The 18431-nt window shown below is 69.2% G+C and carries 19 protein-coding genes and 1 tRNA gene; 8 read left to right on the plus strand and 12 right to left on the minus strand.

All coding sequences use genetic code 11. From position 1 onward, the window contains the following. Nucleotide 1: 1 nt before the first annotated feature. The 3 genes from NVV57_02960 to NVV57_02970 are packed head-to-tail and all read right to left on the minus strand — an operon-like array spanning nucleotide 2 to nucleotide 2378. The gene (locus tag NVV57_02960; protein ID MCR6711706.1) at nucleotides 2-973 is read right to left on the minus strand and encodes an acetylxylan esterase; all 972 of its coding nucleotides are present in this window, start codon (nucleotides 971-973) and stop codon (nucleotides 2-4) included. A gap of 5 nt (nucleotides 974-978) precedes the next feature. After that, nucleotides 979-1563 carry a hypothetical protein gene (locus NVV57_02965; GenBank protein ID MCR6711707.1) on the minus strand — a complete coding sequence of 195 codons (585 nt, stop codon included), beginning with the start codon at nucleotides 1561-1563 and terminating at the stop codon, nucleotides 979-981. A 2-nt stretch (nucleotides 1564-1565) separates the two neighbouring features. Next, entirely contained in the window at nucleotides 1566-2378 is an 813-nt protein-coding gene (locus NVV57_02970) for a Bax inhibitor-1/YccA family protein (protein ID MCR6711708.1), read from the minus strand. An 81-nt stretch (nucleotides 2379-2459) separates the two neighbouring features. Between NVV57_02970 and NVV57_02975 the strand changes: the two genes are divergently transcribed. Further along, on the plus strand, nucleotides 2460-2708 hold the full coding sequence (locus NVV57_02975; protein ID MCR6711709.1) for a hypothetical protein: 249 nt from the start codon (nucleotides 2460-2462) through the stop codon (nucleotides 2706-2708). Continuing rightward, nucleotides 2660-3223: a class I SAM-dependent methyltransferase gene (locus NVV57_02980; protein MCR6711710.1), complete on the plus strand. Its 564-nt coding sequence runs from the start codon at nucleotides 2660-2662 to the stop codon at nucleotides 3221-3223. Before NVV57_02975 ends, NVV57_02980 begins: the two co-directional genes overlap by 49 nt. Nucleotides 3224-3226: 3 nt before the next feature. Here NVV57_02980 and NVV57_02985 read toward each other — a convergent pair. From NVV57_02985 to mfd, 7 genes are all read right to left on the minus strand, one after another. Further along, a tRNA-Leu gene (locus NVV57_02985) sits at nucleotides 3227-3300 on the minus strand. Nucleotides 3301-3313: 13 nt separating this feature from the next. Continuing rightward, entirely contained in the window at nucleotides 3314-4267 is a 954-nt protein-coding gene (locus tag NVV57_02990) for a Ppx/GppA family phosphatase (GenBank protein MCR6711711.1), read from the minus strand. Nucleotides 4268-4276: 9 nt separating this feature from the next. Further along, the gene (locus NVV57_02995; protein MCR6711712.1) at nucleotides 4277-4789 is read right to left on the minus strand and encodes a DUF501 domain-containing protein; all 513 of its coding nucleotides are present in this window, start codon (nucleotides 4787-4789) and stop codon (nucleotides 4277-4279) included. A gap of 24 nt (nucleotides 4790-4813) precedes the next feature. Beyond that, nucleotides 4814-5476, minus strand: a complete 663-nt coding sequence (locus tag NVV57_03000) for a septum formation initiator family protein (GenBank protein ID MCR6711713.1) — start codon at nucleotides 5474-5476, stop codon at nucleotides 4814-4816. A gap of 96 nt (nucleotides 5477-5572) precedes the next feature. Further along, nucleotides 5573-6856 (minus strand): phosphopyruvate hydratase, encoded by a 1284-nt coding sequence (gene eno / locus NVV57_03005; GenBank protein MCR6711714.1) that lies wholly within the window; start codon nucleotides 6854-6856, stop codon nucleotides 5573-5575. A 112-nt stretch (nucleotides 6857-6968) separates the two neighbouring features. Beyond that, nucleotides 6969-7610: a hypothetical protein gene (locus NVV57_03010; GenBank protein ID MCR6711715.1), complete on the minus strand. Its 642-nt coding sequence runs from the start codon at nucleotides 7608-7610 to the stop codon at nucleotides 6969-6971. Between the two features lie 10 nt (nucleotides 7611-7620). Then, nucleotides 7621-11103, minus strand: coding sequence for a transcription-repair coupling factor (gene mfd, locus NVV57_03015; GenBank protein MCR6711716.1), 3483 nt, complete (start codon nucleotides 11101-11103; stop codon nucleotides 7621-7623). A 243-nt stretch (nucleotides 11104-11346) separates the two neighbouring features. Here mfd and NVV57_03020 point away from each other — a divergent pair, with 243 nt between their 5' ends. Genes NVV57_03020 through NVV57_03045 form a run of 6 tightly spaced genes read left to right on the plus strand, consistent with a single transcriptional unit; the run spans nucleotide 11347 to nucleotide 16986 of the window. Beyond that, nucleotides 11347-12750 carry an adenosylhomocysteinase gene (locus NVV57_03020; protein MCR6711717.1) on the plus strand — a complete coding sequence of 468 codons (1404 nt, stop codon included), beginning with the start codon at nucleotides 11347-11349 and terminating at the stop codon, nucleotides 12748-12750. Next, on the plus strand, nucleotides 12747-14027 hold the full coding sequence (locus NVV57_03025; protein MCR6711718.1) for an amidohydrolase family protein: 1281 nt from the start codon (nucleotides 12747-12749) through the stop codon (nucleotides 14025-14027). Before NVV57_03020 ends, NVV57_03025 begins: the two co-directional genes overlap by 4 nt. Next, the gene (locus NVV57_03030; GenBank protein MCR6711719.1) at nucleotides 14024-14446 is read left to right on the plus strand and encodes a cupin domain-containing protein; all 423 of its coding nucleotides are present in this window, start codon (nucleotides 14024-14026) and stop codon (nucleotides 14444-14446) included. Before NVV57_03025 ends, NVV57_03030 begins: the two co-directional genes overlap by 4 nt. A 58-nt stretch (nucleotides 14447-14504) precedes the next feature. Further along, nucleotides 14505-15374 (plus strand): ABC transporter substrate-binding protein, encoded by an 870-nt coding sequence (locus tag NVV57_03035; GenBank protein ID MCR6711720.1) that lies wholly within the window; start codon nucleotides 14505-14507, stop codon nucleotides 15372-15374. 17 nt (nucleotides 15375-15391) lie between these two features. Next, the gene (locus NVV57_03040; protein MCR6711721.1) at nucleotides 15392-16249 is read left to right on the plus strand and encodes an amino acid ABC transporter permease; all 858 of its coding nucleotides are present in this window, start codon (nucleotides 15392-15394) and stop codon (nucleotides 16247-16249) included. Beyond that, on the plus strand, nucleotides 16246-16986 hold the full coding sequence (locus tag NVV57_03045) for an amino acid ABC transporter ATP-binding protein (GenBank protein ID MCR6711722.1): 741 nt from the start codon (nucleotides 16246-16248) through the stop codon (nucleotides 16984-16986). The genes NVV57_03040 and NVV57_03045 overlap by 4 nt, the downstream gene beginning before the upstream one ends. A 105-nt stretch (nucleotides 16987-17091) precedes the next feature. Here NVV57_03045 and pth read toward each other — a convergent pair whose 3' ends face one another. Both pth and NVV57_03055 read right to left on the minus strand, forming a co-directional pair. Then, complete coding sequence (gene pth / locus NVV57_03050; GenBank protein ID MCR6711723.1) at nucleotides 17092-17664, minus strand: aminoacyl-tRNA hydrolase; 573 nt, start codon at nucleotides 17662-17664, stop codon at nucleotides 17092-17094. Further along, nucleotides 17661-18377 (minus strand): 50S ribosomal protein L25/general stress protein Ctc, encoded by a 717-nt coding sequence (locus NVV57_03055; GenBank protein ID MCR6711724.1) that lies wholly within the window; start codon nucleotides 18375-18377, stop codon nucleotides 17661-17663. Before NVV57_03055 ends, pth begins: the two co-directional genes overlap by 4 nt. Nucleotides 18378-18431 lie beyond the last annotated feature (54 nt).

Raw genomic sequence — 18431 nt, forward strand, 5'->3', positions numbered from 1 at the left:
ATCAGTGCGTGAGATTGCGCACAAACTCCCACTGCTTGACGCCCTGGTGCCCGGAGCCGCCCTCGTGCGCGTTGAACGGGTAGACCGTGATGTCCTTCTCGGCGCCCGCGTACCAGTTGAAGGCCGCGAACACGGTTGAGGGCGGGCAGATTTCGTCGAACAGGCCGACGCTGAACAGAGCGGGCGCCGACGCTCGCTTGGCGAAGTTCACGCCGTCGAAATAGGAGAGCGTGCGGAAGGTCTGCTCCGCGTTGTCGCGATGGATGGACAGGTAGCGCCTCACCTCGCCGAACGGGTCGGCATCCGTGATCGTGATCGCCCGCTGCGGGTGGCACATGAAGGGAACGTCCGGGGCGACGCCGGCGAGATCGGGCACCAGGCCGGCCACCGCGAGAACCATCGCACCGCCCTGGGAACCGCCGATGACGAACGTTTGCGAAGCGTCGGCCCCTGGAAGGACGCGGGCGGTGTCGATGCTGCGCACCGCGTCGGTGAAGAGGCGGCGGAAGTAGTAGTCGTGGGGGTCGTCGACGCCGCGCGTCATGAAGCCTGGGAGCGACGGGCCGGAGGGGCCGGTGTCTGGGGTGTCACCGCCGTTGCCCCACGAGGAGCCCTGGCCGCGGTTGTCCATCATGATGTGCGCGTAGCCCGCGCTCGGCCAGAAGGTGTGCTCGAACGGAAGGCCGCGCCCTCCCCCGTACCCGTGGAACTGGACCACCACGGGAAGTTGGCCCGTGGCGTCGGCCGGGCGCGAATACCAGGCTTTGATGGGCTCGCCGTTGAAGCCGGGGAACGTGAGGTCGAAGATTTCGACGTTCGGCAGCTGGGTCGCGATCGGCTCGAGCGAGACCTCGCCGTCGATGCCGCGCGCCTCGTCGAGGGTCTGGGTCCAGAACGCGTCGAAGTCCGCGGGCTCGTCCACTGCCGGGCGGTACGTGCGGAGTTCCTCGAGCGGAAGATCAAAGTGGGCCATGGACCTCAGCCAACCACGAAGAGAACGTAGTTGACGATGCTCGCTATGGTGAGCAGCGCGATCAGCCCCGCCGCCACATAGACGAGCTTGGCCTTGAGCCGGAACGGCTCGGCCCACGCGCGCGCGGCGAAGAACGCGGCCGCCACGGCGGTGCCCATGAACACGGCGGCGCGCGGGATGTCCTGCGCCGGGGCGTTGAAGAGCGCCATGATGACCCACGTCCAGCCCATGCCGATCGCGAAGCCGAGCACGAGGAACGCGATCTCTGGCAGGCCGCGTCGCCAGTTGGCGGACACGCGCTGCAGCAGGTAAGCGGGGAGGAGCGCGACCACGAGCCCGCCGATGACCACGGGCGCGGCGACGGCGATGAAGAATGTGATGGCGCCGGCAACGAGCGCCACCGGGAGGATGAACAGCAGCACCGTCCCGATGCCGATTGTCACGGCGCTCAGCAGCAGCGGGGCCGGCTTGACGTAGACCCGCTCCGCCGCCGCCGCGCGCTCGGCGGCGCGCTGCTCTTTGGCGTCGTCGGGCCAGTCGAACTCGTAGGGATCGTCAGCGGGCGAGATGCCCTGCCGGTCTTCGGGCATGGCTAGCGGCGGCCAAACAGGATCGCGATGATCCGCAGGAACTCGATGTACAGCCACACCAGCGTGAGGATCAGGCCGAACGCGGCCTTCCACTCGACCTCTTTGGGAGCGCCGTTCTTGACGGCGTTCTCGATGAAGTCGAAGTCCGCGATGAGCGAGACGCATGCGATGATCACGGCGACGATGCCGATCACCACACCAAGCGGCACGGGACCGATGTACGCCCCTGACCGCAGCCCCCACGCGCTGTCGGAGCCGGAGAAGACCATGTACCCGAGGTTGAACAGGCAGAACACCAGGTACGCGAGGCCGCTGATCATGAGGAAGCGGCGCATCTTGGACGTGTAGCGGACCTTGCCCGAGCGGTAGAGCGCGAGGACCACGGCGAATGTCGCGAAGGTCGCGACGAGCGCCTGCAGGCCGGCACCGGGAACCTCGAATCGCGTCTCCACGAACGTGGTGATGGCGCCGAGGAAATAGCCCTCGGCGACCGCGTAGATCGCGATGAGGCCGGGGCTGTTCTTCTTGCGGAAGATGACGACGAGGCTCACCACGAACGCGACGATCGCGGACACCCACATTGCCGCCAGGTTCGGGAACAGGTAGCCGGGAACGGCCGCGATGAAAGCCCCGATGGCGATCAGCGCGGTCTTGCCGGTCACGCCCTCGTAGGTCATGCGCCCCATCTGCTGCGGCGTCGCCGCCGGGGCGTTGAACTGCTGCTCAAGCTGCTCGGCGGTGACCGGCGCGTTCATCTGCTCGAAGGTCGCATCCGGCTTGAACTCTTTGCCGCTGCTGAAGATCGGGCTGGCCACTGTGCCTCCTTGGGTGGGATACCGGCAAGTGTACCGGCGGAAGGTGAGGGGGCCGTCGGGCCTGTTTGTAGGGTGGGAACCATGACGGATGGCTCTGCAGGGGACGCGGACTACGCCACCATAGGCATGCGCTACACGACCTACCGCCAGCCGGAGCCGGAGTTCGCCGCGGCCATCGAGCGGGCGCTCGGCGACGCCCGGACGGTGCTCAACGTTGGCGCGGGGGCGGCTCCTACGAGCCGCGCGATCGCGAGGTCACGGCGGTGGAGCCGTCGGCGACGATGCGCGCACAGCGGCCGAGCGATCTGGCCGTGGCGATCGATGCGGTAGCCGAGAGCCTGCCGTTCCCCGACGGGGCTTTCGACGCCGCGATGGCGACGTTCACGATCCACCAATGGCCGTCGCTCGAGGCGGGGCTGGCGGAAGTGCGCCGCGTCACCACGGGGCCGATCGCCCTCATGACGGCGGACCCAGACGCGGTGCGACGGTTCTGGCTCAACGACTACCTCGGCGATGTCTTCGCGGTGGAGGCGAGGCGCTACCCCAGCGTCGAGCGGGTGAGGGCCGCGCTGGGCGGCACTGTCCGCGTGGAGAGCCTGCCCATTCCCCTCGCGTGCGTCGACGGCTTTAACGAGGCGTACTACGGGCGGCCCGAGATGTTCCTCGACCCCGGCGCGCGCAGGGCGAACTCGGCGTGGAGCTTCGTTGACGCGCAGGCGGAGTCCGACGCCGTGGAACGGCTGCGCGCCGATCTCGAGTCCGGCGCGTGGGACGAGCGCTACGGCTCGCTGCGCACGCAGCCTCACTTTGAGGGTTCGCTGCTGCTGGTGGTGGCGAGGCCGTGACGGTGCCCCCGGCGGGGCTCGAACCCGCACTGTGCCGATTTTAAGTCGGCTGCCTCTGCCGGTTGGGCTACGGGGGCGTGCCTAGCCTACTTAGGCGATAGATAGTGCGATGCCGTCGAGGATGTCGTGCTCGCTCGTCGTCACGGTCGTGAGCACACGGCCCGACGCCGCCACGGCTTCGGCGACGGCCGTCACCACCTCTCGCCACACCAGGGCTCCCGCGCCGATCGCCTCGACGCGGCCCGGGTGCATGAACGGCATCGCCGCGCGCTCCGCGTAGGTCGCGGCGATGAGCTGGTTGCATGAGGCGACAACCGCCTCCAATGGAAGCACCGACCCGTGAATCGCCACGGGGTCGTAGTGGTCGAGGCCGAGCGCGTTGGCCGTCACCGTGGTGATGGACCCAGCCACACCGATGAGCGTGGCCGTGTCCCCAATGGGCACCGTCTGGACAGCAACGGCCAGTGCCGCCCGCACGTCGGCGACCGCGGCGGCCTGCTGCTGGGGCGTCGGAGGGTTCGAGACCAGGTGCCGCTCCGTGAGCCGCACGCAGCCAACGTCCATCGAGTACGCGGCGCTGAGCTCAATCACACCGCGCTCTCCGGAGCCAAGCGCAAGCTCGGTGGACCCGCCGCCGAGGTCAACCACCAGATACGGGCCCGGCGCGTCCGATACCGCCGAGACCACCCCGCGGAAGCTCAAGGACGCCTCCTCGTGCCCGCTGATGACCTCGGGGGTGACGCCAATGCGCTCTCGCACCCCGGAGAGAAACACTTCGCGGTTGCGGGCGTCGCGGGTCGCGGACGTCGCGACGAATCGGATGCGATCAACCTCAAGCGCGCGGCACGTCTCCGCGTAGTCGTCGAGCACGGCGAAGGTACGCTCAAGCGCCTCCGCGGCGAACTCGCCGGTCTTGTCCACGCCCTGGCCGAGCTTGACCACGCGCATCTCGCGGGTGAGGTCAACGAGCCGGCCGTCCACGGCGTCGGCCACAAGCAGGCGAATGGAATTGGTTCCGCAGTCGATGGCGGCAACGCGCGTCATAGGGGGAGCCTAGCCAGCGGCAGGAGTCGCGCAGGTGCAGCGGTCCACGCGCCACTCGTCGCGAATCAGCGCGAGCGCCTCATCACCCAACGGGTTCACGCCGGAACCGGCCGCGAGGGCATGACCAACGAGCACGTGCAGGCACTTCACCCGCGTCGGCATGCCGCCCGCGCTCACGCCGTGGATCTCGGGAACGTCACCGAGCTCGTAGCGCTCCTCGAGATAGCTCTCGTGGGCGGCTCGGTACGCGGCCGCGAGGTCCGCGTCGAGCGCGAGCCTCTCCTGCATCTCCCGCATCGTCCCCGTCGCCTCAAGCGTCGACACCGCGGCCACCGCGCCCGGGTGCGTGAGGTAGTACTGGGTGGGGAAGGGCGTGCCGTCCGGCAGTCGGGGCGCCGTGCGCACCACTACCGGATTGCCGCACGCACACCTCGCGGCCACGGCGAGCACACCGCGCGGCTCGCGACCGAGCTGCTCGTGCAGCGTCACGAGGTCGGCGTCGGTTGCGGGAGTCAGCGGCACCCGGGCAGTCTACGTCGCGCGGCCCTACGGCGTTGCGGTCTCCTCAGAGCCGTCCGTGGAACCGGTGCCCGCCTCCTGGATGGAGTCCCACAGCGTCGTGTACCAGGGGTTCACCGACACGGCGTCCGGGGTCTCGACCGCCCCTGAAACGTCCTGCTGCTCTGCCGTCACTATCTCCGGATCCACCACCCGATACGCGGTCTCACCAGGGAAGACATAGCCGAGGCGCTCCCTCGCCTGCGCCACAACATAGGCGGGGTCGTCCCAACGGGCCAGGTCGTCAGTGAGGTCGTCAACCTCGCTCGCCGCCTGATCGCGCTCGGCCGCGAGCTGCTGCAGGTTCTCCTGCTGCGAGAAGTAGACCCGCAGCGACGGCAGGAGGACGGCAAGGGCGAGCACCACCACGACCGCCAAGACGGCTGTGCGCCAACTCAGCGCGCCCACGAACGAGCCGCGCACCCCAGCGGCCTCGATCCGCGGCTTGGTCTGGGGAAGGGAACGGCCAGGGCCCGACGGCCCGCCCGGGCGAGTGCTCGCACCCGCTGGCTTGGAGCGTCGGGCCGGCTTGGGTACCCCAGCCGACGGCGTGGCCGGCACCCGCCCTGGCGTCACCTTCGGCGTGGCCGGGCGCGCGGACCCCCGCTGCGCAGAACGGCGCGGCGCACCAGGACGCTTGGGGGCAGACATGCCCTCATTGTCCCGGCGAGCCGCGCCCTTCCTGAGCTAGCTGGCCGCGCGTCGCCGGATTAGCGGCGACAATCCAACACAGTGCGCGATTTGGCGCTAGTTGCCGTACTTGCGCGGGAACGCGGACTTGCCCGCGTAGGTCGCGGCGTCGTCAAGGTCCTCCTCGATGCGCATCAGCTGGTTGTACTTGGCGATGCGCTCGCCGCGCGCGGGGGCGCCGGACTTGATCTGGCCGGTGTTGAGCGCCACCACGAGGTCCGCGATGGTCGTGTCCTCGGTCTCGCCGGAGCGGTGCGACACCATCGACGTGAACCCCGCCTTGGTGGCGAGGGCCACCGCGTCGATGGTCTCGGTGAGCGAGCCGATCTGGTTGAGCTTCACGAGCAGCGCGTTGGCCGACTTCTCGTCGATGCCCCGCTGGAGGCGCACGGGGTTGGTGACGAACAGGTCGTCGCCGACCACCTGAACCTTGTCGCCGAGCTCGCTGGTGAAGTGCGTCCAGCCGGCCCAGTCGTCCTCGTTGAGCGGGTCCTCGATGGACACCAGCGGGTAGTCCGCAACGAGCGTCGCGTAGTACTGGGTCATCTCCTCGGCGGTCTTGGTGCCGCCCTCCCAGTGGTAGACGCCGTCCTTGAAGAACTCGGAGGCGGCGACGTCGAGCGCGAGCGCAACGTCATCCCCGGCGGTGAAGCCCGCCTTGTCGATCGCGACCAGGATGAGGTCGAGCGCCTCGCGGTTCGAGTCGAGGTTGGGCGCGAAGCCGCCCTCGTCGCCAAGGCCGGTGGCCAGGCCGCGCTCCTTGAGGACCGACTTCAGCGCGTGGTAGACCTCCGCGCCGTAGCGGTAGGCCTCGCGGAACGAGCTGGCGCCAACGGGGGCGATCATGAACTCCTGGATGTCCACGTTGGAGTCAGCGTGCGAACCGCCGTTGAGGATGTTCATCATGGGCACGGGCACCACGTGGGCGTTGGGGCCGCCGAGGTACTTGTACAGCGGGAGGTCCGCGCTGTCGGCGGCGGCGCGAGCGACGGCCATGGACACGCCCAGGATGGCGTTCGCGCCGAGTTTGCCCTTGTTCTCCGTGCCATCGAGCTCGATCATGATCTTGTCGATGAGGCGCTGCTCGGTGGCGTCGAGGCCGATGACCTCGGGCGCGATGAGGTCGGTGACGGCCTCGACGGCGTCCTTAACGCCCTTGCCGAGGTAGCGGCCCTTGTCGCCATCACGGCGCTCGACGGCCTCGAAAGCTCCAGTGGAGGCGCCGGACGGGACCGCGGCGCGAGCGAACGTGCCGTCCTCCAGGGCTACCTCGACCTCAACAGTTGGGTTGCCGCGCGAGTCAAGAATCTCGCGGGCGCCTACGGCCTCGATGCTGGCCATGATGCTCCTTGCGGTTGTTGGGGGATTCCGTTCCGAGTCTAGTCAACGTGAACGGGCAGTGCGGCGCGACGAAAGTCCCGTGAGACGGGGCGCGCAAGCGATACGGGGGACCTCAGCCGAGGTTGACGGTGGCGCCGCGATCGAACCAGGAACGGTCCTCGTCGGTGAACGCGGAGACGTTCTGGTACTCGGTGTAGCTGAACTGCGAACCGAGCTGCTGATCCTCCGCCGACTTCATCGCCTTCTGGACCGAGGCGATGAGGGTGTCCGTGTCGTAGACGCCGCTTCGCGGGCTCACCTGGGCGGACTTCGCGACCTTCTCGGAGATCTCCTTGAGGTCGGCGAGGGTGGGGTCCACGTTGGCGACAATGTACAGCGCGAGGATGCCCTGCACGGCGCTGATCATCGGCTCGCTCGCGGTGCCTTGGATGCCCTTGAAGGTGATCCACTGGTTCGCCTGCGACTGGGCGACCGACCACGTCACGGGGTAGCCCAGCTCCTTGCACTTGGCGAGGAGGTCGTTGCGCAGCAACTCGATCGTGAGGATCTGGCGGCGGTTCGCGACGTCCGTGCCCTGAGTGTCATCGAGCCACGCCTGGTAGATCTCGTCGATGCCGGCGTTCGTGACAGTCTCGCTCTCGTACGTGGCAGCGACGCCGGGGTCGCCCGGCTGCCCGGGAGGCGCGCAGGCGGTGAGGACGAGAGTGATGACGGCCGCGCCGAGCACGGCGGCGCGAGAGCGCTTCAATCGCATGGGTGACATCCTAATCTGGCCACATGGCGCTCATCACCGAGCGCACCCACTCGAGAACGGGCAGCCCCTCCACGGCGCTCCCACCAACCCTCGAGGTCTTGGGCGCGGGGATGAGCACTTGCCTCACGGCGGGCTTGATGTGGGTTCCCGGATACAGTCGGCCGACGCGCATGGCGGCCGAGTCCGGAAGCTCAACTGGGGAGAAGCGCACGTAGGTGCCCTGGCTCACCACGTCGTGAATGCCGCGACCGCGAAGCTCGATCCGCAGGGTCGCGACGGCGAGCAGGTTCTCGACCACCTCCGGCAGGTTCCCGTAGCGATCGGCGAGTTCCTCGCGAACTGCCGCCAGCGTCGGGCCGTCTGTTGCGTCCGCGATCTTCCGGTACGCCTCCAAACGCAGCCGCTCGTGCTCGATGTACTCCTCCGGGATGTGCGCGTCGATGGGCAGGTCCACGGTCATGGGCGCGCGCTCCGGTTCGCCCTCTCCGCGGAAGTCCGCGACGGCCTCGCCGACCATGCGGATGTAGAGGTCGAAGCCAACCCCCTCGATGTGACCGCTCTGCTCAGCGCCAAGCAGATTGCCCGCACCCCTGATCTCCAGGTCCTTCATGGCGACGGCCGCCCCGGCGCCAAGGTCCGTGTGTGCCGCGATGGTCTGGAGGCGGTCGTGGGCCGTCTCCGTGAGGGAGCGATCCGGCGGGTAGAGGAAGTAGGCGTACGCGCGCTCGCGGCCGCGGCCAACGCGTCCTCTCAATTGGTGCAGTTGGGACAGCCCAAAGGTGTCGCTCCGCTCCACGATGAGCGTGTTCGCGTTGGAGATGTCGAGGCCAGTCTCGACGATCGTGGTGCACACGAGGACGTCGTAGCGCTTCTCGTAGTAGTCGACGATGACCTGCTCCAGCTGCTTCTCGCTCATCTGGCCGTGGGCCACGGCGATGCGCGCCTCGGGAACGAGGTCGCCGAGATGAAGCGCGGCGCGAGTGATGGTCTTGACCGAGTTGTGAATGAAGAACACCTGGCCGTCGCGGAGCAGCTCGCGGCGGATCGCGGCCGCCACCTGCGAGTCCTCGTGCGGGCCCACGTAGGTGAGGATCGGGTGTCGATCCTCCGGCGGCGTGGCGAGCGTCGACATCTCGCGGATGCCGGTGATCGCCATCTCGAGGGTCCGCGGGATCGGTGTGGCGGACATCGCGAGCACGTCCACGTCCGTCCGCAGCGCCTTGAGGGTCTCCTTGTGCTCCACGCCGAACCGCTGCTCCTCGTCGATGATGACGAGCCCGAGGTTCTTGAACCGCACCTGTCCCGTGAGGATGCGGTGGGTGCCGATGACGAGGTCAATCGTGCCGTCCGCGAGGCCCTCGACGATCTGGCGCGCCTCCGCGTCCGTCTGGAAGCGAGACAGCGCCGCGACCTTCACGGGGAATGGCCCAAAGCGATCGCTGAACGTGTCGAAGTGCTGCTTTACCAGGAGCGTTGTTGGGCACAGGATCGCAACTTGGGTGCCGTCCTGGATCGCCTTGAACGCCGCTCGCACCGCGATCTCCGTCTTGCCGAAGCCCACGTCGCCGCAGATGAGGCGGTCCATGGGGATGGGCTTCTCCATGTCCGCCTTGACCTCGTCGATGGTGCTGAGCTGGTCGGGCGTCTCGACGAACGCGAACGCCTCCTCGAGCTCGCGCTGCCACGGCGTGTCCGGCCCGAACTCGTGGCCGCGCGTCGCCATCCGCGCGCTGTAGAGGCGGATGAGCTCGCTCGCGATCTCCTTGACGGCTTTGCGCGCACGACCTTTGGTCTTGGCCCAGTCCGCGCCGCCCATGCGGCTGACCGACGGCGTCTCGCCGCCGACGTACTTGGTCACCAGGTCCAGCTGGTCGGTGGGGACGCTCAGCCGGTCCCCCGGCCCGCCGCGCTTGCTCGGCGCGTATTCGATGACGAGGTACTCGCGCTCCACACCGCGCACGGACCGCTTCGTCAGCTCGACGAAGCGCCCGATGCCATGCGTCTCGTGCACCACGAAGTCGCCCGGCCGCAGCTGCAGCGGGTCCACCACGTTGCGACGCCTCGACGGGACGGACACCTTGGGGCCAGCGGCCGTGGCCGCGCGGCCCGTGAGATCGGACTCGTTGACCACGAGCAGCTTCTCGCCGGGAACCTGGAAACCGCGCCCGGTGACGTGGGGCACGATGCTCACCACGGCGTCGGGCCCCTCACCAAGCGGGCCGACGCTGGCGACGACTTTGGCGGGGACGCCCGCCTGGGCGCACTGCTCGGCGATGCGCGCGGCCGAGCCGGGGCCGGCGGCGGTGACGATCACGCGCCAGCGGTCCTTGAGCCGGTCGCCGAGCTCGCGGATCGCGGCCTCGAGACGACCGCGGGAGTCGTCGAGGACGGCGAAGCCCGCGTCCTCACCGCCCCCGAACGGGCCGATCGTCTGCCACGTCATGCCGCGCTCGGCCGCCCGCTCCTCGATCTGCGCGAGCCCGGCGAAGGAACCGTCTCCCTCGATCGGGGAGTTCGCCCCGGCCGCCGCGCTCACCCAGGCGGCGGAGAGGAACTCGGCCGCGGTGCGCACCAGGTCCTCCGCGCGGCGCGCGAGGCGCTCCGGCTCCACGGCCACGAAGCGGATGGTGGCCGGGAGGATGTCGGGAAGCAGGTCGAGGTGATCCACGAGCACGGGGATGAGCGACTCCATGCCCTCGACCGCGTGCCCGTCGGCGATGCGGGCGAGGATGTCTGCTGCGGCGGGGGCGTCGGGCATGAGCGCGGCTGCCCGGCCGCGCACCTCCGGCGTGAGAAGCAGCTCGCGGCACGGCGGCGCCCACAGCACCGGCACGGGGGCGAGCGAGCGCTGGTCCGCTATCGAGAACGCGCGCAGCGACTCGACCTCGTCACCGAAGAATTCGATGCGGATCGGGTGCGGATCGGTGGGTGCGAATACGTCGACAATCCCGCCGCGCACGGCGAACTCCCCGCGCCGCTCCACCATGTCGACGCGCGTGTAGGCGGCCGCGCCGAGCGCCCGGGCGAGCTCGGTGAGGTCCACCCTCTCCCCCACCGCGAGGCGCACGGGGACCAGGTCGGCGAGGCCGGGCGCGAGCGGCTGCAGCACGGCGCGCAGCGGCGCCACGACAACCGCGAGGGGAGCGAGCCCCGCCTCCTCGGCGACCGCGTCTGGATGGACAAGGCGTCGCAGGGTCGCGACGCGTTGCGCCACGGTGTCCGCGCGCGGGCTCAAGCGCTCGTGCGGGAGGGTCTCCCAGCTGGGGAACCGGGCGATCGTGGCCGGGTCGAGGTAGGCCGCGAGGGCGGCCTCGAGGTCCTCGGCGTCGTTCGAGGTGGCGACGACGGCGACGATCGGGGCGGCGCCCACGGCGCCCGCGATGAGCGGCGCCGCGGCCACCGCTGGGGCGACGACGTGTTGCGCGCGCGGGTGCGGGAGGTCGGCAAGGAGCGCCGCGAGGGGGCGGGGCGTGTCGGTCACGGGCGGGGTCATGCGGGGCCTCCAGGGCATGCCAAACAACCGGAAAAACCGGCGTTCCCATCCTAGGTGAGCCAGCGTCGGGCCTCGCCAGAATTCGCCACGCCACCGTTGGCCGCACAGGGACACCCTGTCCGCCACAACGGCTCGCGGCGTGTTTGGCCCGGCTCAGAGCCCCAAACCTCGCGTCAACTGTTGTGGCGGACGACGCCATCGCGTGGGCGTAACGCGCCATCCGCGCGCTCCTAGACTTGCCGCATGCCCACTCCCTTCGACGACGCAGAGCGCCTCGTCAGGGAATTTGCCCGGCGCACCAACCTGCAGCTCGCGGGGCGACCGTTCCGCGTTTCGCGGCCCGACGCCATTGGCGCCGCCCTGCACGTGCTGCTGTTGGCGCTCGGAGCCCGGGAGGTGACAGGCGACTCGACCCCGCCGGGGCTCCTGGAGTTCGGCGAAGCCGTGACCCTGGACGGCGCCGCGCTCCCCGATCGCGGAGACGCTAACGGGCGCATCGACTTCGCGGGTGCGCACATGGCGGCGTCGAGAGAGCTCGCCGCGGACCTGCGGCTCGAGGGCCTCTCTATCGGCGTGGCGATGACGCTCGAGCCCAAGACGGCCAACCTCGCGCTGCTGCTCGCCGGCGCCGGGGCCAACGTGGCCGTGTACGCGCACCCAGACGAGACCGACCCGAGCGTCGCCGAGGCGCTCCGCGAGCGCGGCATCGCGGTGGACGCCGACCCTTCGCTCACCGGCGCGGCCGAGCGCGAGGCCGCGCTCGCCTGGCTCGGCCGCGGCTTCGACGTGGTCATGGACGACGGCTCGCACCTGGTGCGACTCGCCCACGAACTGGCCCCACACCAGGTTGCAAGGTGGATCGGCGTGACCGAGGAGACCACCTCGGGGCTGCGACCGCTGCGAGCGATGGAGGCGGACGGCGTGCTCGCCACCCCCGTGATCGCGGTCAACGACGCTGCGACCAAGACCCAGTTCGACAATCGCTATGGCACGGGCCAGTCCTGCGTGTTCGCGATCGCGGACGTGCTCGAGGGCGCGGGCGTCACGCTGCGCGACCAGCCCGCGCTCGTCATCGGCTACGGCCCGGTGGGACAGGGAGTTGCGGCGCATCTGCGAGCGCTCGGCGTCTCGGTCTCCGTGGCCGAGACAGATTCGGTGCGAGCCCTTCTCGCGCTCTACGACGGCTTCGAAGTTGGCGACGCGGCGCAGCTCGCAGAGGGCGCGCTCGTGGTCTCGGCTACCGGTGTACCAGCATCTATAACACGTTATGAGTGGCGGAACGCAGTGGCCGCCGCCGTCGCCGGCGGCGTTCCGGGCGAGCTGGACCTCGACGGCGCCGAACTCGTGCCGGTCGCCCCCCACCTTGACCGCGCGGGCAACACCCTGATCCTCGACCGCGGCGGCTGCATCAACATCACCGCCGCGGAGGGCAACCCCATCGAGATCATGGACCTGAGCTTCGCGACCCAACTCGCCGCCCTCGCCCACCTCCTCGAGGCGCGCCCCGGCATCGGCGTGTTCGCGCTCCCCCCGGAGTCAGTGGACCGCGTTGCCCAAGCCGCCCTGCGCTCGCGCGGCCTCACCGCCAACCCGGCCACAGCGTCGGGCCGGGGCGAAGACGACTGGCGCTCCTTGAGGTACCGATGACCACCACCCTGTACACAGCCGCGCTCGTGGTCCCCGTCACCGCTCCCCCCATCGTGGACGGCGCGGTTGCCGTCAAGGACGGCCGCATCCTGCACGTGGGCGACCGACGCTGGGTCGCCGCGACACTCGCCGAGCGTGGCCTCGACTTTGAGGAGAGGCCCTGGCACGGCGTCCTCACGCCGGGCCTCGTCAACGCGCACACGCACCTCCAGTACACGCGCATGGCCGCCGTGGGTCAGGGCCGCTACCAGGGATTTCCCGACTGGGCGAAGGCCTTCAACCCCGTCTACGAGGCGGGCTCCGACTGGGCGAAGGCGGCCACGGAGGGCGCGCGACTGCTGCTGGAGAGCGGCACCACCGCGGCTGCGGACGTGGTCACCGACGCGGTCGCCGCGGGCGCGCTGCACGACTCGGGCCTGCACGGAATCGCGTACTGGGAGGTCATGGACTGGACCAATGACGCCTGGACCCTGCGGGGTCGCGCCGAGGTTGAACGGGCGCTTGACGCGCTCCCCAGCAGCCCCGGCACCGGCCTTTCGCCCCACGCGCCGTACTCGCTCGAGATCGTTCCGCTCCTCGACATCCCCGACATCGTCCGCGAGCGCGGGTCGCGGCTCCACATCCACCTTGGCGAGCACGCGATCGAGCGCGAGCTCGAGCACACCCATCCAGATCCATGGCACGGCAAGGGCGTCGGCAGCCTCCGCGAGCTGCGGGACGCCGGCTACGGCACCTCGGCCACCGAGTACGTGGATCACCTTGGCGTCCTCGGCCCGGACTGCCACATCGCGCATGGCGTCTACCTCTCCGCGAAGGATCGCGCGATCCTTCGCTCCCGCGGCTCGGCGGTGGCGCTGTGCCCGCGGTCGAACGACGCCATCGGGCTTGGCGAGCCGCCCGTGGCCGCCTACCTCGAGGAGGGCAGCTTCATCGCGGTCGGCACGGACTCGCTCGCATCGGCGCCGTCGCTCGACGTGCTCGGCGACGTTGCCATGCTCTTTGACATCGCCCGACGCCAGGGTTACCACCGCGCTGACCTCGCCGAGCGCCTACTCGCGGTAGCGACCCTCGGCGGCGCGAGGGCGATGGGGCTGCACTTGGGCAAGAAGCGCACCGGCTATCTCGCCGTGGGGGCCCGCGCGGATCTCGCTCTCTTCGACGTTCCCGTCACCACCCCCGACGCCGCGATCGATGAACTCGTGCGGCACGGCGAGGGGCGCGCCGCCGCCACGATCGTTGCCGGCGAGACGCTCTTTGCGAGGGAGGATGCCCGATGATTCCGGAGACCGCCGCCGCGCTCGGCCTGGAGCCGCACCCGGAGGGCGGGCGGTTCCGCCGGATCTATGCCTCGTCCGTGCCCGTCACGACGCCGGCCGGGGAGCGCCCAACGGCAACGTGCATCCACTACCTCCTCACCCCCGGCGAGGAGTCAGCCTGGCACGTCGTCACGAGCGACGAGCTGTGGCTGTGGCACGGCCCCGGCACGCTGGAACTGGCCCTTGGGGGAGAGGCGAGCGGGCCGTCGGGCAGCCCGACGCTGGTGACCCTGGGCGCGAACGTGACAGCGGGCGAGGTGCCGGCCGTGCTGGTGCCGGCTGGGACCTGGCAGGCCGCCCGACTCGCGGGCGGCGGGGAGTGCCTGGTCAGCTGCGTGGTGAGCCCCGGATTCGACTTCGCGGATTGGCGTCTCGCCTGACCCATATACTGGGCGAGCCGCAATCGCGGCAATGTCCATAAACTAACTAGGAATAACCATGTCTCTGTCACTGAAGTTCCGCGGCGCGGCCGTTGTCGTCGCCGTGGCTGCCATGGCCCTGACCGGCTGCTCTTCGTCGGACGACGTCGAGACAACCAGCGCCACGCCCACCACCTCCGGCTCCGCCGCACCCGCCCTCGAGACCCTCACGGAGGGCAAGCTGACGATCGCGACGAGCGAGCCCGCCTACTCCCCGTGGGTGCTCAACGACGACCCGTCCACCGGCGAGGGCTTCGAGTCCGCCGTGGCTTATGCGGTCGCCGAGCAGCTCGGCTTCGGCAAGGACGACGTCGTGTGGGTGCGCGCCGACTTCAACGCCTCGATCGCCCCCGGACCCAAGGACTGGGACTTCAACATCCAGCAGTTCTCCATCACGGAGGAGCGCAAGACGGCCGTTGACTTCTCGAGCCCGTACTACACGACGAGCCAGGCGATCGTGACGACGGGCGACTCGCCCGCCGCCACCGCAACGAGCATCGCGGACCTCAAGAACGTGCAGGTCGGCGCAGCAACCGGCTCCACGTCCTACGAGGCCGCGGCCGCCCAGATCGGCACCGACAAGCTGCAGGTGTTCGACGACAACGACAAGGCCGTCGCGGCCCTGCAGGCCGGTCAGATCGACGCGATCGTCATCGACCTGCCAAGTGCGTTCTACCTCCGCGACGCGGTGCTCGATGACGGCAAGATCGTGGGCCAGCTTCCCGACTCGACCGCGGGCGGCGACCAGTACGGCCTCGTGCTTCCCAAGGACTCGCCGCTCACGACTGCCGTGTCCGCGGCGGTCGACGCCCTCGCGGCAGACGGCACGCTGAAGGCGCTCGAGGACAAGTGGCTGACCACCGCCGAGAACGTTCCGGTCCTGCAGTAACGCCCTAACGTATAGCTATGTCGACGGTCGAGACTTGGGAGCCCTCCGCTCTCGAGCTCGACCGTCGGCGCTATCGGCAGCGCTCGGCGAAGCGCTCCGCGCTCATCGCGGTAGTGTCCACGCTGGTATTCGCCGCGATCATCGCCGTCGGCATCATCAACTCCCCTGGCTGGGACGCGGTCAAGGAGTCCTTCTTCAACGTCGAGATCGGCGCCAAGTACTTCACCGCGATCCTCAAAGGCCTGTGGCTCAACATCCAGGTGCTGTTCTTCTCGTCCATCGGCGTCGCGATCTTCGGCACCCTGCTCGCGGTGCTTCGCTCGCTCAGGGGCCCCGTATTCTTCCCGCTGCGGTTCCTGGCGGCCGCCTACACGGATCTGTTCCGGGGCGTGCCGCTCATCATCGTGCTGTACCTCATCGGCTTCGGGGTTCCCGCGCTCGGCATCTTCCCCAAGCTGCCCAACTACGTGTGGGGCACCATCGCGATCATCCTGACCTACTCGGCGTATGTGAGCGAGGTGCTGCGGGCTGGCATCGAGTCGGTGCACCCGTCTCAGCGGATCGCGGCGAGGTCCCTTGGGCTGTCACACGCGCAGACGCTGCGCCTCGTGGTGATCCCGCAGGGCCTGCGCAAGGTGGTCCCCGCCCTCATGAACGACTTCGTGTCGATGCAGAAGGACGTGGGCCTGATCTCGGTGCTCGGGGCCGTGGACGCCGTTCGCGCCGCCAACATCGCGAGCGCGCTGACGTACAACTTCACGCCATACGTGGTGGCCGCGCTGCTGTTCGTGGCGATCTCGTTCCCCGTGATCAGATTCACCGACCGCGTCACCGCGCGAATGACCGGGCGCGAGCAGAACGCGGGCACCGTATGAGCGCGCCCGTCCTCGAGGTGAGCCAAGTCCACAAGTTCTTCGGCGACAACCACGTGCTGCGCGGCGTCGACCTCGCCCTGAGTCAGCATGACGTCGTGGCCCTCATCGGCGCCTCGGGCTCCGGCAAGTCCACGCTCATGCGGGTGATCAACCTCATCGAGCGCGTCGACGACGGCCGCATCCTGCTCGGCGGCGACGACATCACCGACCCCGCCGTCAAACCGGATGCCGTCCGCGCGCGCATCGGCGTGGTGTTCCAGCAGTTCAACCTGTTCCCCCACATGAAGGTCGTGGACAACGTGACGCTCGCCGCGCGCAAGGTGCACGGCATGGAGCCCGACGCTGCCCGCGCCAAAGCGGCGACGCTCCTGGAGCGCTTTGGGCTGGATTCCAAGCTGGATGAGTTCCCCGATCGACTCTCCGGGGGTCAGCAGCAGCGGGTTGCCATTGCGCGCGCCATCTTCACCGATCCGGAACTGCTGCTGCTCGACGAGATCACCTCTGCGCTCGATCCACAGCTGGTTGGCGAGGTGCTCGACCTGGTGCGCGAGCTCAAGGCGGAGGGCTCGACGATGCTGATGGCGACGCATGAGATGTCCTTCGCGCGCTCGGTCGCAGACCGGGTGATCTTCATGCACAACGGCGTGATCCTCGAGGAGGGGCCGCCGGAGCAGGTATTCGAGGACCCCGTGCACAACGAAACCAGGGACTTCCTGGCGCGTGTCACGCATCGGTGAGCCAGCGTCGGGCCGCACAACACGTGAATTGGACGCTGAGGTCCACCAAGACGCATTTTCGTGAACCTCAGAGCCCATTCCGGCGGGAGACCGCTTAGCTGCGGGTCAGGACGGGCTGTGCCACCTTTGCTGCGCAGCCTCGAGGCCGAGCTCGAGAACGGCCTCCGCGGCGTCGGCCGCATCGACGATGAGCAGATCCAGCTCCTTGCGCTCGGCCGCGCTGAACGGCTTGAGCACGAACGTCGCGGCATCCATGCTTCCAGGCGGCCGCCCAATCCCCACGCGAACCCGCACGTAATCGGGGGTGCCGAGGGCCTTCGTGATGCCCTTGAGACCGTTGTGCCCGGCGGAGCCACCGCCGCGCTTGAGGCGCACCGTGCCGAACGGCAGGTCGAGCTCGTCGTGGATCACCACAACATCCTCGGCCGCCACGGACTGGTACTTCGCGAGCGACGACACCGGCCCGCCGGAGAGGTTCATGTACGACATCGGCACGGCGACGACCACGCCCTCGCCCGCGATGCGCACGGTCGCGTTGCGCGTGCGCGTCTTCGATTGGGGCTTGAGTGCGGCACCGCCCCGTCGCGCCAGTTCGTCGGCGACCATCTGCCCGACGTTGTGGCGGGTTCCCGCGTACTCCTCACCCGGGTTTCCCAGGCCGACGACGATGCGGCTCACGCTCTCATCCTCCCGGACAGACGAACGCCCGGCCCGCCAGCGTGCGGCGAGCCGGGCGAACATCGGAATGACTTACTCGGACGCGGCTTCGGAATCGGCGGAGTCGAAGCGGCGCCGGAGGCGGCACCGGCCTCGGCGGACGCAGCGTCGGCGGCGTCGTCCGCGGCGGTCGCGGCACGCGGCACGGCGATGTTGACGACGATCGCCTCGGCGTCCGTCACGAGCTCAACGCCGCTGGGCAGCGTGATCTCGCCGGCGGTGAGGTTGTGGCCCTCCTCGAGTCCCTCGATGTTCGCCTCGAACGACTCGGGGATGTGGGTGGCCTCGACGATGACCTGCAGCGTGGAGTGGTCCTGGATGTGGATGGTGCCGGGCGCGGACTCGCCAACGACGTGCAGCGGCACGTCAACGGTGATCTTCTCGCCCTTCTTCACGATGATGAGGTCGATGTGCTCGATGATGCGCTTGACCGGGTCGCGCTGCACGTCCTTGGCGATCGCCATCTGCGAGTCCTTGCCGAGCACGATCGTGAGCAGGGCGTTCGGGTGCTTGAGCGCGAGGGAAGTCTCGTGCGCGGGAAGCGTGATGTGCACGGGGTCCGTGCCGTGGCCGTAGATGACGGCGGGGATCTTGCCGGCGGTGCGCGCGCGACGCGCGAAGCCCTTGCCGAACTCGGTACGGGCCTCAGCAGTGAGCGTCAGAGCGTCAGACATGGTGATTCTCCTCTTGTACGACGGATGGGGTCCATGGCAAGGCAGGCGCTCGCG

The organism is Demequina sp. (assembly GCA_024707205.1).
GTDB lineage: Bacteria > Actinomycetota > Actinomycetes > Actinomycetales > Demequinaceae > Demequina.